The sequence below is a fragment of the Blautia caccae genome (assembly GCF_040095955.1).
Classification (GTDB): Bacteria; Bacillota; Clostridia; order Lachnospirales; family Lachnospiraceae; genus Blautia; species Blautia celeris.
Genome location: NZ_JBBMFP010000006.1, coordinates 81,295 through 97,142 on the forward strand (window position 1 = coordinate 81,295; position 15,848 = coordinate 97,142).

The following is a 15,848-nucleotide window of genomic DNA, read 5'->3' on the forward strand; positions in this document are numbered from 1 at the left end:
TTTCTAACACCTTCCGCCTGTTTCTAACATTTCTGCAAGGTTTGGTGTGGCTTATCCAGGAAAAAATAATCTGCGTGATCTTGAAATGTAAATGTAAATCTTGTATTGTTTTCCCCGGAGGAAGCCTTGACTCCAATACCCAGCCTGTCTGCAGTCTGCTTTACAAAGTACAGGCCCATTCCCGTGGATCGGTAGCCGCCGTTTCTCTGACAGCTTCCGATATAGCCTTTATCAAATATATAGGGCAGTTCCGCCTGGGCTATGCCGGTACCGTTGTCCTCAACCCAAAACTCTGTTCCGCATGCAGAAGAAATGTCAGCTCCGAAAGTAAGTGTGGGGTTTTCTCCCCGGTATTTCACCGCGTTGCCGATGATCTGGTCCAGCATATAGACCAGCCATCTGCGGTCGCTGTAAACAGCCTCGTCTTTTAAATGCATCTCTATGGCAAAATGATCGCGTATCAGAAAATAGGAGTGGTTTTTTACAGCCTCCGCTGCCGCTTCCCTTAAACTGACCTTTTCCAGCTTCACGTCATTTTCCGGCTTTTTCAGCTTACTGCTCATCATCATGGTATTCAGATACTGCTGTATCCGCTCCAGGGAATCCTGCATTTCTTCCTGCAGTGCCCTGTCCTTATTTCTCTCATTCATAAGCCGCAGGGCAGATAGAGGCAGCTTCACTTCATGGGCCCACAGGGTAATATAGTCGCTCAGTTCCAGAATCTCATTATACAGATTTTGTATTTTTTCCTCATCTTCCTCTTTCTCCCGGTACCATATTTCATACTGCCGGCGGCCCAGCAGCTTTCTCATCTCCTCTTTTGAAATCTCTTTCTCCTCTGTGAGTGTTCTGCAGATCCTGCTCTGTTTTCTGTAGTCCAGTGCCAGAAGAAACAGCGCCAGCGCGCCCGCTGCTGCATCCAGGTAATACAAATCCCCCGGATTGACTCGGGTAGCGCAGATGAAACCGAAATACAAATTGACAAACAGCAGTGATATCAAAAAAAGCAGTATGGCATGGCCCCGATCAGCCAGATACTTTTTCATACAATATAATATCCCCTTCCTTTTTTCGTGCCTATGATCTCTTTCCCGCCGGATATATCCCGAAGCTTGCTTCTGAGCCTTGACACCAGAACAGTCAGGGAGGCGTCCGTGACAAATTCATCCGTATTCCATAGATGCTGCATCAGCTTTTCTCTCTCCACTACTTTTCCTCTGCATTCTATCAGGGCACTCATGACTTTATTCTCCGACTTGGTCAGCTCCACCGACTGTTCTCCATAGGTAAAGATCCCCTCCGCGCTGTCATAATATCCTCCGTCCGTCAGATATTCCCTGTCATTTTTCCGGTATTCATAGGCACGCCTCAGCATGGAACGGATTTTCACAAGCAGCAGCTCCGAATCAAAGGGTTTTTCCATGTAATCATCCCCGCCGGATGCCATAGCCATGATCTTATCCGCGTTTAACTCACGGCTGGATAAAAAAAGGATGGGCACATTGGACATGGTTCTGATTCTTTCACACCAGTAAAAGCCGTCATGATAAGGCAGATTAATGTCCAGAAGAACAAAATCCGGCTTGATGCGCATGAACTCCTCATCCACATGGTCAAAAGTTCTTATATATTCTGTATCAAACTCCCATTTTCTGCAGAGGAGGCAAATTTCTCTGGCAAGGGACAATTCGTCTTCCACAATCATGATCTTCATAATATTCTGCTCCTTTTCTCTGTCTTGTGTATCGGTTTTGATCCTTGTTTGGTGCTATCATTATAACTTATTTTTTTTCTATCTCCCAGCGTTTCCGGGAATCTTACAGAAATGTTAGATACAAGGTAAAATAAAAAAACAGGAGCAGGCTTTGTTTTGCCTGCTCCCCTGTATTCTCTGTCTTCCTTATATCTGATTTTATTTTTCCTTTACAGCCCTAATTTCTCCACAATCCCTTTCAGGGCTGCCCGCACCGGAGAATCTGCCGGAAGCTGTATCGTCGGCTTTCCGTCACAGTCAAAGCGGTATACCATGTCATCATGGGGAACAACTCCTAAAAGATTCAGGTTCTGCTTTTCAATTTCTTCCATGGTTCCTGCGTCTAATCTGCCCTCCGGCGCACGGTTTACGATCAGTCCCATTTTCTGTGGTTTGAAATTCAGTTCCTCCACCAGACGGGCGATTCTCCCTGCCGCCTGTACCCCTCTTCTGGAACAGTCGCTTACCAGGATGGCTGTCTGCATGGTGGGCAGAATGCCGCGGCTGATGTGCTCCATGCCCGCCTCATTGTCCACTACAATGTAGGGATAATGGCTCTGGAGTCTCTGTATCTGTGTCTGCACCAGGCCATTCACGAAACAGTAGCATCCCTGTCCCTGGGTACGCCCCATTACCATAAGGTCATAATCATCCTCTTCCGTGATGGCATCCGCCAGCCTCATTTCCAGATAATCCTGCTTTGTCACACCTGCAGGAATCTGATATCTGCTGTCAATGCCCGCACGCTCTATTTCCTCACGCAGTTCGCCCAATGTAATCTCTGTCTCAACTCCCAGAACTTCATTTAAATTGGAATTCGCATCTGCGTCCACTGCCAGAACCGGCTTCTTCCCGCTCTCGCATAAATACTGAATCAGCAGACCGCATAAAGTTGTCTTGCCTACGCCGCCTTTTCCGGCCACTGCTATAACATGTCCCATATATTTACCTCCAAATTTCTGAACAACCTGTTGATTTCTTTCTATAATTGATTATAATTGTAATTATGAAAATTACAATCATCAATTTTTTCAATCTGTTCATTTTATCAACAGATTAAAAAAATTGTTGATATGAATCGTTTAAGGAGGAAACATATGGAGACCAAAGAAAGAAAAGAAGACCGCCGCACCAAATACACCCGGCAGGCAATCAAAGATACCTTCCTTGCCCTGCTGGAGAAAAAAACCTTTTCAAAAATCACCGTCACGGAGATCTGTAAGCTGGCTGAGATCAACAGGGGAACCTTTTATCTGCACTATTATGATATGGACGATGTATTGGATGATATCCTGACAGAAATGCTGAAGGACACCAAAAGCCTGGAGGAACATCTCATGTGCCCCGGCCGCGCTGCCTCCAACTGCACTTTTCCCTTCTGCCACAAGGTACACAATACTCCCAGATATCAGGTACTATTTCTGGACGATATTATTTCCTCCAGGATCATTGACAAAATAGCAGATGTGTATAAGGAAGGCTATGTCACCTGGCTGATGTCTCACAGCCTGCTCACATTTGAACAGGCTGAGGCTGTATTTTATTTCCAGATGAACGGATGCCTGACGATCAATAAACTGACGATCCGCAACCAGTGTGGAGACTGGAAGAAGATTCAAAAGACCATTGATTCTTTTATCAAAGCCGGATTGGAGAGTTTTCTTATTCATGACGGGCGGGATGAGATGCCGTGATTGTCTGAACATCTATAAAATCTGATTGGATTTATAGCATTCAGCTATATATTCCCTTGACTGATAATATAGGTCTGAATTATAATTCGACAGATGTGGCGTTATCCATGATGTATACACCTTTATTAGTGTTTCAATCACATTCTCATCACTCTCTGCAATATCTTCCACAAGCCGCTCATAAACCTCTCCAATCGTCCAGTAATCAGGTACATCATACCTGCATTTACTGACATTATCATAATCGCCCTTGGGGATGGATTTTATATTAATATATTCATCTGCTGTCTTCTCAATGGGTTCACAGTGCAGAACATCAGAATATCTATATATTCGCTGAATAATATCCTTTCCCAGATATTCGACCACTTTATCACGGCTTAATTTCTGTTCACGGCCGATATACTCAATTAAACTACAGGTAAAAAATAATGCACTGTTATTTTTCATCATAAACATTATATCCTTTCACAAATTTTAACGCGGTTAGGGCATTGATACTATGAAAGCTTATTTGATGAGTTGGCTTTTTGAACCTCGCGAGTTCCCAGAATGCCGCCCGCGATATTTTTCCATCAATAAAGTTCTGAATATAATTAAATATTGTATCATTTGCCATAGGTCCTTCTACTATATCATAACTGTGTTTTTGTCCTGAACGGCATTTGACAATAAAATCCAGCCATTCTTCTGTCATCTCAGAAAATTTCAAAACTTTAAGTGTCTCATCCGGAGTATAAATATATTCATTTACTACTCCTGCCCCAGTATATCTAATAGCCCAGCGGTGTGCCTGCTCTGAAAGCAATGTACAGTAAAATCCAAAATAAAAGTCTTTTTGGAATTTTGCCATTCTTATTTCCGGAAATTCAACAATTTCTTTGCTTCCATGATAAAGAATTCTTTGTCCCTCCTGCATATTCTTACCTCCTGTCTTATAGTTAAATCAACTTCATAACTGAATTTTCTTTTCACAAATCCACAATATCTGCTGTCTCATTATAACAGAGAAAAAAATAAAATAACAGAGTTGTCAGTCAAGTTCCTGTGCTGTGTCTGCCAAAATAGTTCTGTCTGCATCTAACCGTCTCATACGCTCCTCCTTCAGAACAGCATACAGCTCCGCATTCACTGCCTCTATGTATGGTCCTGTAAAAAAGATTCCCAGCACGCCAAAGGTCAGAATAGTCAGTACCCGCCATCCAAGAAAGGATAAGTCCAGAAGAAATGCCCTCCACTTCTGTCCGCGCATCATATCCTCACTGGTATGCAGAATCTCCTCAAACCCGGCATCCGGGTTTTCCGCCAGAATGTAAGGGGCCATGCGAAATGCATAGGATTGTATGATTCCCGGTACCAGAAGCATCAGATACCAGAAAAACAGTTCCAGATGCACCAGGAACATCCCCTTCATATACTTCTTATAATTTCCATCAAAAAAGCCGGAAAATACCAGGCCTGCCCCTGCCTTTTCCTTTCTGTTCCTGATAAAAAATGCAGCTCCGCCCACTTCTATTATGGCAAAAATAAAAACATAGAGAATATCACGGATAATCGTCTTTATGATAGTTCCGCTGAATTTCCAGGGAATCAGGAAGTCTGTCCAGAGAATCGACACCAGGTTATACTTCTTCCCATGGAGCAAAAACGGTCCGCTAATATCTGTCATCATGACAGCGAGAACCAGTGAAACCGCCACAGCAGGCCAATAATTCCGCTTTAGTTTTTCCCTTCCTCTTCTTTTCAGTTCTGCCCTTTTCCACATAAAACCATCTCCTTTCCCTGCCAAATACCGTTCCTCATGTGTCCTGCCCATAACTCTGTTTCTGTATGATCAGTATATCATATCTGCTGCCCACACTTCTATATCCTTTGCGACCGATATAAAAAACAGCCCCCCAAAAAGGAGGGCCGAAAAACCTTCAACCAGGCTTAGGAACATTTTAAACTTCCATAATGACAGGAAGTATAACAGGACTTCTCTTGATCTTTTTCCATAAATAATCATCCAGGCTGTCTCTGATCTCTGTCTTTATCTGTCCCCATTCCCTGTGATTCTGTTTTTCACATTTTTCAATGGCTTTTGATGCCACTTTCTTCAGTTCGCGCATAAGCTCTTCGGATTCTCTTACATAGACAAATCCTCTGGAAATAATATCCGGACCTGACATAAGCTTGCCTGTTTTCCGCTCCAAAGCCAGTGACACAATGATGACACCGTTTTCCGAAAGGCTCTGCCTGTCCCTGAGTACGATATTTCCCACATCTCCCACGCCCAGGCCGTCCACATAGATACCTCTTGCGGTGACTTTTGACACTACCTTTCCGGTCTCTTCGGAGAGTTCCAGCACGTCACCTGCCTCCAGTATAAATACATGGTCATCATCCATCCCCAATTCCTTTGCCAGATTGCCGCCGGCTATGAGATGGCGGTACTCTCCATGCACCGGAATGGCATATTCAGGCTTCAGCAGGGAATAGATCAGCTTGATTTCCTCCTGACAGGCATGGCCTGACACATGGGTGTCCTGGAAAATAACATTTGCGCCTTTCCTTGCCAGTTCATTGACGATTCTGGAGACAGCTTTCTCATTTCCCGGTATGGGAGTTGAACTGAATATGATTGCGTCCTTTGGTTTGATGACTACCTTTTTATGTGTCGAATCCGCCATTCTCGACAATGCGGCCATTTCCTCTCCCTGGCTTCCTGTTGTGATGAATACCAATTTTTCATCGGGATAACGGTTCATTTCATTTACGGATATCAGAGTTTTTTCAGGAATCGTCACATATCCCAGTTCTTCCGCTATCTTGATGACCGTCTCCATACTTCTGCCCTGCAGGATCACTTTTCTTCCGTATTTATAAGCGGTATTCATGATCTGCTGGACTCGGTCCACATTGGATGCAAAGGTGGCCACAATAATTCTGTTTGTCTTGTTTTCTGCAAAAAGCGTATCAAAAGTCTTTGCAACCTTTGTCTCAGACGGAGTGAATCCGGGACGGATGGCATTGGTACTGTCGCACATGACTGCCAGCACGCCTTTCTTCCCCAGAGCTCCCATTCTCTGCAGGTCAATAGCCTCTCCGAACAGAGGGGTATAATCCACTTTAAAATCCCCTGTGTGGAAAACAATCCCTGCGGGTGTATGGATTGCCAGAGCGGATGCCCCCGCTATGCTGTGGTTTGTTCTGATAAATTCGATTCGCATCTCGCCAAGATTGATCTGGCCTCCCTGTTTCACTACTCTGCGTTTCGTCTTTTTCAGCAGTTTTGCTTCCTCCAGCTTATGCTCTATGAGTCCCATTGTCAGCATGGTGGCATAGACCGGCACATTGATCTGCGGAAGGATATAGGGCAGCGCACCGATATGGTCTTCATGTCCGTGGGTGATCACAAACCCTTTCACCTTCTCCTTATTCTCAATCAGATAAGACACATCGGGAATGACCTTGTCAATACCCAGCATCTCATCATCCGGAAAGGATATTCCGCAGTCGATCACAATGATCGTGTCATGATATTCAACTGCAGTAATATTCATACCGATTTTGTCCAGTCCCCCAAGTGGGATGATTTTAACCTTGTCATTTTGTTTTTTTGTTGTTTTATTCAAATTTTACCTCTTTCTTCATGCAGTCCCCAAATTACTTAAAATAGAATCCTGCCCATATGACCTTCACGCCAAAGCGCAGCCACTTACGGTCAGGAAGTTCGGAGAATTTTCCCATGTAACAAAAAACAGCCGAACCTGTCATCAAAGACAGATAGGGCTGTTACCTGTATACTTCAATTTCTTTCTTCACGGACACATACTTTTCATTCAGTATACACCATAAGTTGAAAAAATACAACTTTTTTATATTTCTCTTTTATCCAAATCCCAGGCAACCCCTTCCAGAAAGGGCACCAGAAAATTTTTGCTTCTCTTTAAAAAGCATTCCGGGTTCAGTTCCTCATACTTAAAATGTTTCCTGCCGCCGTTCTGTCCCCGCATCCAGAAGCGGTACATCTCCCGGTAGGGCATATAGTAGAGTTCATCCCTGTGGGTGAAAAAAAGGATCAGAAAAGCGATTCCCTGCTGTTTCTCAAAATCCCCCATAAATTCCACCTGATGGGCATGGATATTCTGCAGGGGAAAGTTATCTGTATTGCACTCTTTTGCGTCAAAACATATGGGGATTCCCTGAACCACGCCGATATAATCCACTGTACTCTTCTTCTCAAAATAAGCCAGCGTAATATGCCTGCTCTCCTTGTCTATGCGGACCGGTGTAATGGGGGTGGGGACTTTTTGTATCAGGGCCAGATTCTTTTCCCTGTAGCGCGCGCAGGTCTCGTTGATAAACTCCTCCAGTGCGGAACCGCGCAGACCTCTGGAATTCCAGGTCGCCATCTCCATTCCTCCTCTTTCTTCTGTCTTCTATGCTGTCTCTTTTCCTGCTGTTCTTTTATTTTTCCCTGCACTTTATTTTATCAGCTTCGGTGACGGGAAGTAGCGAAGGACAGCCTTACCCAGAATTTTTTCTTTTTTCACAAAGGTATTGGTCCAGAAGCGGGAATCCTTTGAGCGGTTCCTGTTGTCACCCAGCATAAAATAGCTGCCCTCCGGAACCACCTCCGGTCCCCAGTTTCCCTGGGGCGGCTCCGGTGTAAAGCTGTCATCCAATGGGGTTTCGGCGCCGTCGATATATACCTTTCCGTCCCTGATCTCCACCGTCTCCCCGGGCAGTCCGATGACACGCTTAATGAAAAGCTGTGTCTCATCGTCAGGGTATTTGAAAATCACAATGTCAAAACGCTGTGGGTCTTTATTTATGTATGCCAGTCGGTTTCCGAAGATCCGATCTCCCGTCATGATCGTGTCTTCCATGGATTCTGACGGAATCTTGGCATTGATCAAAAGCACATTGTTGACGATGAAAACCACAACAACCACAAAAATAATCATTTTTATATATTCCCAGAGCTCCTCCATAATGGAGGGCCCGTTATATTGTTTGCTCATTACAGTTTCTCCCCTTTGATGACTTTTTTAAATAACGCAGGCAGTTCTGCCGTCAGCTTCAGTCCCGACAGGTAACTAAGCTCTCCCTCGAAAGACGGCATCTCAATCCTCCATGCATGAAGCAGCTGAGAGGTAACCCGGTATTTCTTCCTGTACGCTTCGTTGACTTCTCTGCTGCCGTATTTTGCGTCTCCAATGATGGGATGCCCAATGCTTGCCAGGTGACTTCTGATCTGATGGGTACGCCCTGTCAGAAGCTCCACCTCCAACAGCGTGCAGTCTCCTGTCCCGGAATAAGACAGAGGCCGCATACGTGTCTCAATAGGGAGGGCATCCTTTTTCGGTTCCCTTGTCACAGTGACTTTATTGGTCCGCTCATTCTTCCACAGATAACCTTTTATATAGGACGGATGCTCCACGCGCCCTGTCGCAAGCGCAAGATAATATTTGTGCAGGCTTCTGTCCTTAAATGCCCCGGACAATGTCTGCAGGCCGGCCATGGTTTTGCCCGCTGCCACAATGCCGCTGGTGTTGCGGTCCAGACGGTTGCAGACAGACGGATGAAAAGTCAGCAGATCTTCTCTTGTCAGTGCACCCTTTTCCAGCAGATATCCTGTCAGATATTCCACCAGGGATATGTCTTTCTTATCCGCCTTCTGGGACAGCATTCCCACAGGTTTGTTGATAAACAACACATGGTCATCCTCATAGATAACATCCAAAGAGCAGGTATGAGCCTCTGTCTGAGTCCCCATGAATTTTTCCAGTGTCTCCTCCGCCAAAAAAAGACGGACACAGTCCTCTGCCTGCAGCTTCTCACTGCCGTCAGCCTTTCTGCCGTTCAGAGTAATGTTCTTCTTTCGGAGCATTTTATATAGGAAGCTTTTCGGTGCCTCCTTCAGATATTTTGCAAGATATTTATCCAGACGCTGTCCGCTCTCCCCTGCTTTTACTGTCAGTTCTCTCATGTATTCCTCCTGTCTGTAAGCCTTGTTTCGCGGTATTCTAGAGCGTGTTTGAAAATTGCTTTCGGCAAGCTGTGCGTCACAGTTTGTGGGAGATTTGACCCCGATGAAGGAGGCGTAGCGGGCTACGCTGACTGAATTTGGGGCAAATATCCCGCAAAGTGGGGCGTGCAGATTGTCGGAATGAATTTTCAAACAGGCTCTAGAGAGAAATCGCGTAAATAGTATGCAGGATCAGTTCATTTCTGGTCAAATCCGGATATTTCTCATCCGGTGTAAAACGGATATCCTTTTCCAGGGATTCATGATGCTCCCACATGGATTCCAGACGGTTTAAATAATCCGGCAGTTTCCGGAAAATCTTTACATTCACATAGTATCCATTCTGTCTGAGGATGGACTGAATATGCTTCTCCACAAAAGGTATGTCGGATTTTTCACGGCTGGTATATCCCACCACCGTATTGCCGCATACAGCCACTGAGTCCAGAAAGGTCTGTTTTTCATAGGCAGATATCACCAGCTCATATCCCAGAGCCAGGCCATGTCTGTGCTTTTCAATCTGCCGGTAATCCTTCTCGGACATTGGTTTCTGCATAAACATCATGATCATGCCCACTGCAAATTTACAGGCAGGCAGACAGGCCACAACAGCCACTACCGTAAAAACCGTATTTCTGTTTCCCTTGATGATAAGACCGGTAAAAAAAACTGTAAGCGGGGCTATAAAGGCCAGAATGGTATACATCGTTCTCTTTTTCTTCTGGGAAGAGATATATCCGAAATCACCTTTTCTGATTTTCTTCTTTTTTTCCATTGAAAATCCGTCTCCTCATTTGTGTCATTGTATGTCATTTGTAACTATTCACGGCCAATGTTCCGGGAGGTGTTTTGCGAAGCAAAATCCCGAGTTGGCCAGCACCACAATGCAATTTATTGCATTGTGTGTGCATCGCGAAGCGTGTTACTGTTCACAGAACTGCGCTTTTTGCAGGGCTGTGAATAGTAACTGTCATTTAGAAATAACTTCTACAATTTTTAATAATACCCTATGTGGAACAATTTTGCAAAGGATAAAAAAACATTTCATAGAAAATCCATAAATGGAGATTTCTTTTTTTCTCGCTGCATCCAAAATCGCCTGGTTTACCACTGCCTCCGGGCGGGCAATAAATCTACGCTTATAGGAAGGCATGCGTTTCTTTCCACCGATATGCTCGAGAAATTCCGTATCTACCGGCCCCGGGCAGACAATCGTCACCGCAATGTAGCCGCGCAGCTCCCGGAAAAGAGCACGGGAAAAGCTGAGGACATACGCTTTTGTGGCCGCGTACACGGCAAATTCCGGCTGGGGGATAAAAGCGGCAGCGGATGCCACCATGACAATATGGCTCTTCTGCCTCATATACGGCAGAAAAAGCCTGGTAATCTCCGTCAGGGCCCTGCAGTTCAGATCTATCATTCCGGCACAGTCCCCGGCTGAGGTTACCTCCACACTCCTGTGCACTCCGCAGCCCGCTGCATTTACCAGATATTTTACATAGGGTTTGTATTCCCTCAGCATTTCTTTCAGCTTTCCGATGCTTTTGGGATCTGTAATATCCATGGGAATCACACGGACCTTGATACCGATTTCCTTTCCAAGTTCTTCCAGAGCCTCACTTCTTCTGGCAATGGCCCAGATTTCATCCAGCCAGCCGTAATGGCTGGCGATCTGGCGCACAAACTCTTTCCCCATACCTGAGGAAGCACCGGTTATGACTGCTATTTTCAAACGATCACCTACTCTTCTTTTTGTGGATATTTCTTATGGTTTTCTTTTTCTGTGTATTTCTGCGGTCTTTCATTTTGCTGCCGCGCTCGGCTTCCTTCCTCTTTGTATCACTGCCATTTCCTGTACGGATAAGACATTTTCTGTCTGTCCCAATCAGGTCAGTCCTTCCCGCCGTTATAAGGGCCTCTTTTACAAGTTCCCGGTTCGCGGGGTTCTTATACTGGATGAGGGCCCGCTGCATGGCTTTTTCATGGGGATTTTTCGGTATATATACCGGCTCCATGGTTCTCGGGTCCAGGCCGGTATAATACATACAGGTGGACATAGTGGAGGGTGTGGGGTAGAAATCCTGCACCTGTTCCGGCGTAAATCCCATATCACGCACATATTCCGCAAGCTTGACAGCCTCCTTCATGGTACATCCCGGATGGGAAGACATGAAATATGGCACTGCATACTGTTTTTTACCGGTGCGCGCATTGGCCTTTTCAAAATCTTTCAGAAATTTTTCATACACCGCATGTTCCGGCTTGCCCATATAGGTAAGCACCTGGTCGGAAACGTGCTCCGGCGCCACCCGAAGCTGGCCGCTCACATGATACTGCGCAAGCTTCTCCAGAAATTCCCTGTCCTTGTCTGCCTCCACATAATCAAAGCGGATCCCGGAACGGATGAAAACTTTCTTCACCCCTGGAATCTCCCGGAGTTTTGCCAGAAGCTCCAGGTAGTCCCTGTGATCTGCCTCCAGATTTTTGCATGGTTTCGGATACAGGCACTGACGGTTTTTGCAGACACCCTTTGTCATCTGCTTTTTGCAGGCTGGCTGGCGGAAATCCGCGGTAGGACCGCCCACATCGTGGATATACCCCTTAAAATCTTTCTCCTCTGTACACATGACAGCCTCATCCAGAATGGATGCGTGGCTTCTTACCTGTACGATCCTTCCCTGATGAAAGGTAAGGGCGCAGAAGTTACAGCCTCCGAAACATCCCCGGTTGCTGGTGAGGCTGAATTTGATTTCTTCAATTGCCGGTATCTTCCCCATTTTCTCATACATGGGATGATAAGTACGGGTGTAAGGCAGACCATACACCTCATCCATCTCCTGTGTTGTGAGTGGTTTGGAGGGCGGGTTCTGCACCAGATACCCCTGTTTTTCATATGGTTCTGCCAAAACCTTTCCGGTAAAAGGGTCCATATTCTCATACTGAATACGGAAACTCTCGGCATAGGCTTTCTTGTCCCTGCAAAGCTCCTCATAGGAGGGCAGGATCACGCCTCCCGGCAGTTCCATAGTACGATATACCGTACCGGGTATATCATGGATATCACGGATGGACATCCCCTCATTCAAAGCTCTGGCAATGGCAAGGATACTCTTCTCCCCCATACCGTAGGAGATCATATCTGCCCCGCTGTCCAGAAGCACGGAGCGCTTCAGGGAGTCAGACCAATAGTCGTAATGGGCAAATCTTCTGAGGGATGCTTCAATACCGCCGATGATCATGGGTGTGTGTTTATAAATCCTGCGGATCAGATTGCCGTACACAATGACTGCCCGGTCAGGGCGAAGCCCCATTTTCCCTCCGGGAGAATAGGCGTCTGTACTCCGGTGCTTTTTTGATACGGTATAGTGATTCACCATGGAATCCATATTGCCTGCCGACACAAGAAAGGCCAGACGCGGTTCCCCGAACACAGTGATGCTTTTCTCATCTTTCCAGTCAGGCTGTGCAATGATCCCCACACTGTATCCGTAAGATTCCAGAAGCCTGGTAATGATAGCCGTACCGAAAGAGGGGTGGTCCACATAGGCATCCCCGCTCACATAAACAAAATCCGGCTGTGTGATTCCCCTCTGTTCCATCTCCTGCCTTGTCACCGGCAAAAATCCCGTTGTCATAAAAGCACCTCATATGTGTGATTCATCACCTGAAAATAATCATCAATATAATAATCTGCCAAATCTTTCTTCTTATCTGCCTGTTGTGCACTGAAGGCGTCCTCCACGGCACAGACCTTCATACCGGCATTTTTCCCGGCCAGGATTCCCATGGGGACATCCTCAAACACAAGACACTCCTCCGGCTTTTTATGTAAGCCCGCCGCTGTCTTCAGGTACACATCCGGGGCCGGTTTGCCTGCCGGCACGTCACAGCAGGTGGTAATGTCCGTAAAGTATTCTTCTATGGAATGGGCTTTCAGCACCATCCGGATCAGCTCGATACTGTTGCTGGAACAGATGGCCGCAGGAATTTTTCGCTCTTTTAAATAGCCCAAAAACTCACGCGCCCCTTTCTTCAGGGGAATCTCATGGCAGTATTTGTGTTCTGCCATGGTCACCCAGGTACTTTTGATGGCTTCCAGGGAATCCGGAAGGGCAAAGCGTTCTTTAAAATATGCCGCGGTCTCCGTGAACCCCATTCCCTCCAGCTCCTGCTGGAACTCTTCCAGGTTCTCCGGCACTTCCAGCCCTTTCATGGTCAGAAATTCCTCGTCCACAGCCTTCCACATCCACATGGAATCCACCAGGGTTCCATCCAAATCAAATAATACTGCATTGATATTTTCAAGCATTGTTTTTTAACCTTTCTATCTCTTCCTCTGAAAGTTTCCGGTATTGTCCGGGTTGTAACGTTTCATCCAAAATAAGGCTTCCCATGGAAAGCCTTTTTAAGTATAACACCTCATTGCCCACGGCTGCAAACATTCGCTTCACCTGGTGGAATTTCCCTTCTCTGATGGTGATGAAGCACTGTCTGCCCTCCGGCTCATACTCTGTGATCTCTGCAGGCATGGTAAGATTTTTTTCACCGATGTCCACACCTTCACACAGCTTTTTGCAGTCCTCCTCGGAAAGTTCATCCCTCAGGCGCACAAAATATGTCTTGTCCACATGCTTTTTCGGGGAGAGCAGCCTGTGAGCCAGCGCCCCGTCATTGGTGATAAGAAGCAGCCCCTCTGTATCCCTGTCAAGCCTGCCTACGGGAAACAGATCTTTCCTCTTTTTGGAAGGTATGCAGTCCAGCACGGTTTTGTCCCTGCTGTCCTCTGTAGCAGAGACCACGCCCTGGGGTTTATTGAGCATATAATACTCAAAATCTTCATATACTACACGCTCTCCGGAAGACAAAATCTCATCTGTCTCCGGGTCCACTTTCAGCTCCGGCTTTGTGGCGGTCTCACCGTTTATGGTGACCTGTTTGGCTTTCAGAAGCTTCTTTACCTCACTTCTGGTACCAAGGCCCATATCCGCCAGATATTTATCTAATCGAATCTTTCCCATTACTGCCATCTCCATCCGGCATAGTATTTATTTTTCAGGATTCCGCCTGCCAGCTTGCCGAATCCCAGAGGATAGTCCCTGACACATATAAGCTGCCATCCCTTCTGCTTTTCCACCGGCAGATCCGATACATCCAGAGTTTCCCCTTTCAGATATTTGACTGTGCGCACATCCTCAGGCTCCAGCCGGATACAGGAGACAAATTCCTCCGGCTTTAAAGCCATGGCCAGTGCCTGTGAAGGCTCAAATCTGTTTTTCTTCACATCACCCAGATAAAGCCCTGTGCGCAGGAAGCGCAGCTTCGGCACTTCCACCCTGCCCGGGAGCAGGTAAAGTCTGTCCCTGTCCAGTTTTAAGTTCTCCCTGTCTATGGGATATGACAGAAGCGATAAGAACTCCTCCGCACAGTCCGGCAACTTGGGTGCTTTTCTTTTCCCGGTCCGCAGATTTTCCTGCCCCGGTCTGCTGTCCTCTCCGCTTTTTTCAAGCAGAGCCAGAAAATGTCCTTCGCCCGGCATTCTGTGAGGGAAAATCCTGACACATTTTTCAAGTCCGGCGCCTTTTGCAAATCCTTCATAGGGAAGGATTTCCTTCAGACGCATATCCGGCATCTCCTGCAGCAGATATTCAATCACTTCCTCGTCCTCTTTCCTTGAAAATGTGCAGGTGGAATACAAAAGCATTCCTCCCCCGCGCAGCATGCGGGCACCCTGGAGGATGAGCTTTTTCTGTACAGGCACATAGGCCTCAGGTCCTCTCTCCTTCCAGTATTCCATCATTCTGGGTTCCCGGTGGAACATTCCCTCCCCGGAACAGGGAGCGTCTATGAGTACCTTGTCAAAAAAGCTTGTAAAATTCCGCTCCAGAACCTCCGGGTCCTCGCTTGTCACATAGACATTGGGAATGCCTGCCATCTCCAGATTCTTAAGCAGAGCCTTTGCCCGGCTGCTGCTGATGTCGTTGGCCAGAAGCATTCCTTGTCCCATAAGCCGTCCGCCCAGCTCCGTGGCTTTACCGCCCGGAGCCGCGCACAGATCCAGTACGCAGTCTCCCGGTTCTACAGGAAGCCTGCTGGCCGGTGTCATAGCGCTTGGCTCCTGCAGATAATACAATCCGGCAAAATAATACGGATGCCTGGATGCCCGCTCCTCCTCCTTCAGAAAATACCCGTTTGGTATCCAGGGTATCTTCTCCATGGAAAAGGGGGTGATGGCTTCAAATTCTTCGCAGGTAATCTTTGCTGTGTTGACACGGAGTCCCTGCATGACCGGCAGGTCAAGGCTCTTTTTATAGGCCTCCAGCTCCGTGCCCAGCAATTCTTTCATCTCTTGTTCATAATCACTCGGCAGATTCATTGTCTCGTCCTT

Annotated in this window: 17 protein-coding genes and 2 pseudogenes; 2 read left to right on the top strand and 17 right to left on the bottom strand. The window is 46.6% G+C overall.

All coding sequences use genetic code 11. The features are described 5' to 3' along the window. Positions 1 to 23: 23 nt before the first annotated feature. From WMO65_RS08370 to WMO65_RS08380, 3 genes are all read right to left on the bottom strand, one after another. Positions 24 to 1,046, bottom strand: a complete 1,023-nt coding sequence (locus tag WMO65_RS08370; RefSeq protein WP_033139467.1) for a sensor histidine kinase — start codon at positions 1,044 to 1,046, stop codon at positions 24 to 26. Next, positions 1,043 to 1,714, bottom strand: a complete 672-nt coding sequence (locus WMO65_RS08375; protein WP_148392711.1) for a response regulator transcription factor — start codon at positions 1,712 to 1,714, stop codon at positions 1,043 to 1,045. The genes WMO65_RS08370 and WMO65_RS08375 overlap by 4 nt, the downstream gene beginning before the upstream one ends. 209 nt (positions 1,715 to 1,923) lie before the next feature. Beyond that, complete coding sequence (locus WMO65_RS08380; RefSeq protein WP_148392712.1) at positions 1,924 to 2,694, bottom strand: ATP-binding protein; 771 nt, start codon at positions 2,692 to 2,694, stop codon at positions 1,924 to 1,926. A gap of 156 nt (positions 2,695 to 2,850) precedes the next feature. On the opposite strand from WMO65_RS08380, the gene WMO65_RS08385 reads away from it, so the two are divergent. Further along, the gene (locus WMO65_RS08385) at positions 2,851 to 3,447 is read left to right on the top strand and encodes a TetR/AcrR family transcriptional regulator (protein ID WP_148392713.1); all 597 of its coding nucleotides are present in this window, start codon (positions 2,851 to 2,853) and stop codon (positions 3,445 to 3,447) included. 12 nt (positions 3,448 to 3,459) lie between these two features. Here the strand turns inward: WMO65_RS08385 and WMO65_RS08390 are convergent, their stop codons facing one another. From WMO65_RS08390 to WMO65_RS26535, 8 genes and pseudogenes are all read right to left on the bottom strand, one after another. Beyond that, positions 3,460 to 3,900 (bottom strand): hypothetical protein, encoded by a 441-nt coding sequence (locus tag WMO65_RS08390; protein ID WP_207708210.1) that lies wholly within the window; start codon positions 3,898 to 3,900, stop codon positions 3,460 to 3,462. Then, complete coding sequence (locus tag WMO65_RS08395; RefSeq protein ID WP_148392714.1) at positions 3,887 to 4,366, bottom strand: DUF3990 domain-containing protein; 480 nt, start codon at positions 4,364 to 4,366, stop codon at positions 3,887 to 3,889. The genes WMO65_RS08390 and WMO65_RS08395 overlap by 14 nt, the downstream gene beginning before the upstream one ends. A gap of 114 nt (positions 4,367 to 4,480) precedes the next feature. Further along, a complete protein-coding gene (locus WMO65_RS08400) occupies positions 4,481 to 5,212 on the bottom strand; it encodes a DUF975 family protein (RefSeq protein WP_187370601.1) in 732 nt (243 codons plus the stop codon). 178 nt (positions 5,213 to 5,390) lie between these two features. Then, complete coding sequence (locus WMO65_RS08405) at positions 5,391 to 7,064, bottom strand: ribonuclease J (RefSeq protein ID WP_033139463.1); 1,674 nt, start codon at positions 7,062 to 7,064, stop codon at positions 5,391 to 5,393. Positions 7,065 to 7,307: 243 nt separating this feature from the next. Next, on the bottom strand, positions 7,308 to 7,844 hold the full coding sequence (locus WMO65_RS08410; protein WP_033139462.1) for a Holliday junction resolvase RecU: 537 nt from the start codon (positions 7,842 to 7,844) through the stop codon (positions 7,308 to 7,310). A 72-nt stretch (positions 7,845 to 7,916) separates the two neighbouring features. Next, positions 7,917 to 8,456: a signal peptidase I gene (lepB, locus tag WMO65_RS08415; protein ID WP_033139461.1), complete on the bottom strand. Its 540-nt coding sequence runs from the start codon at positions 8,454 to 8,456 to the stop codon at positions 7,917 to 7,919. Beyond that, the gene (locus WMO65_RS08420; RefSeq protein ID WP_148392716.1) at positions 8,456 to 9,424 is read right to left on the bottom strand and encodes an RluA family pseudouridine synthase; all 969 of its coding nucleotides are present in this window, start codon (positions 9,422 to 9,424) and stop codon (positions 8,456 to 8,458) included. The genes lepB and WMO65_RS08420 overlap by 1 nt, the downstream gene beginning before the upstream one ends. Positions 9,425 to 9,505: 81 nt before the next feature. Next, positions 9,506 to 9,556, bottom strand: a pseudogene (locus tag WMO65_RS26535) (hypothetical protein); the annotation flags it as partial. Between WMO65_RS26535 and WMO65_RS08425 the strand changes: the two are divergent. Continuing rightward, positions 9,533 to 9,646 (top strand): annotated as a pseudogene (locus WMO65_RS08425) (DUF6783 domain-containing protein); the annotation flags it as partial. The pseudogenes WMO65_RS26535 and WMO65_RS08425 sit on opposite strands and share 24 nt — an antisense overlap. Here the strand turns inward: WMO65_RS08425 and WMO65_RS08430 are convergent. The 6 genes from WMO65_RS08430 to WMO65_RS08455 all read right to left on the bottom strand — a co-directional run bounded on the left by WMO65_RS08430 (position 9,624) and on the right by WMO65_RS08455 (position 15,836). Continuing rightward, positions 9,624 to 10,238 (bottom strand): hypothetical protein, encoded by a 615-nt coding sequence (locus WMO65_RS08430; RefSeq protein WP_033139459.1) that lies wholly within the window; start codon positions 10,236 to 10,238, stop codon positions 9,624 to 9,626. The pseudogene WMO65_RS08425 and the gene WMO65_RS08430 overlap by 23 nt on opposite strands. Before the next feature lie 195 nt (positions 10,239 to 10,433). Continuing rightward, positions 10,434 to 11,195 carry an SDR family NAD(P)-dependent oxidoreductase gene (locus tag WMO65_RS08435; protein ID WP_054351299.1) on the bottom strand — a complete coding sequence of 254 codons (762 nt, stop codon included), beginning with the start codon at positions 11,193 to 11,195 and terminating at the stop codon, positions 10,434 to 10,436. Positions 11,196 to 11,199: 4 nt separating this feature from the next. Beyond that, positions 11,200 to 13,098 carry a YgiQ family radical SAM protein gene (locus WMO65_RS08440; RefSeq protein WP_033139457.1) on the bottom strand — a complete coding sequence of 633 codons (1,899 nt, stop codon included), beginning with the start codon at positions 13,096 to 13,098 and terminating at the stop codon, positions 11,200 to 11,202. Beyond that, positions 13,095 to 13,772, bottom strand: a complete 678-nt coding sequence (locus WMO65_RS08445; RefSeq protein ID WP_148392717.1) for an HAD family hydrolase — start codon at positions 13,770 to 13,772, stop codon at positions 13,095 to 13,097. Before WMO65_RS08445 ends, WMO65_RS08440 begins: the two co-directional genes overlap by 4 nt. After that, positions 13,765 to 14,481: a pseudouridine synthase gene (locus WMO65_RS08450; protein WP_148392718.1), complete on the bottom strand. Its 717-nt coding sequence runs from the start codon at positions 14,479 to 14,481 to the stop codon at positions 13,765 to 13,767. Before WMO65_RS08450 ends, WMO65_RS08445 begins: the two co-directional genes overlap by 8 nt. After that, positions 14,481 to 15,836, bottom strand: coding sequence for an RsmF rRNA methyltransferase first C-terminal domain-containing protein (locus WMO65_RS08455; RefSeq protein WP_103732194.1), 1,356 nt, complete (start codon positions 15,834 to 15,836; stop codon positions 14,481 to 14,483). Before WMO65_RS08455 ends, WMO65_RS08450 begins: the two co-directional genes overlap by 1 nt. Positions 15,837 to 15,848: the final 12 nt, after the last annotated feature.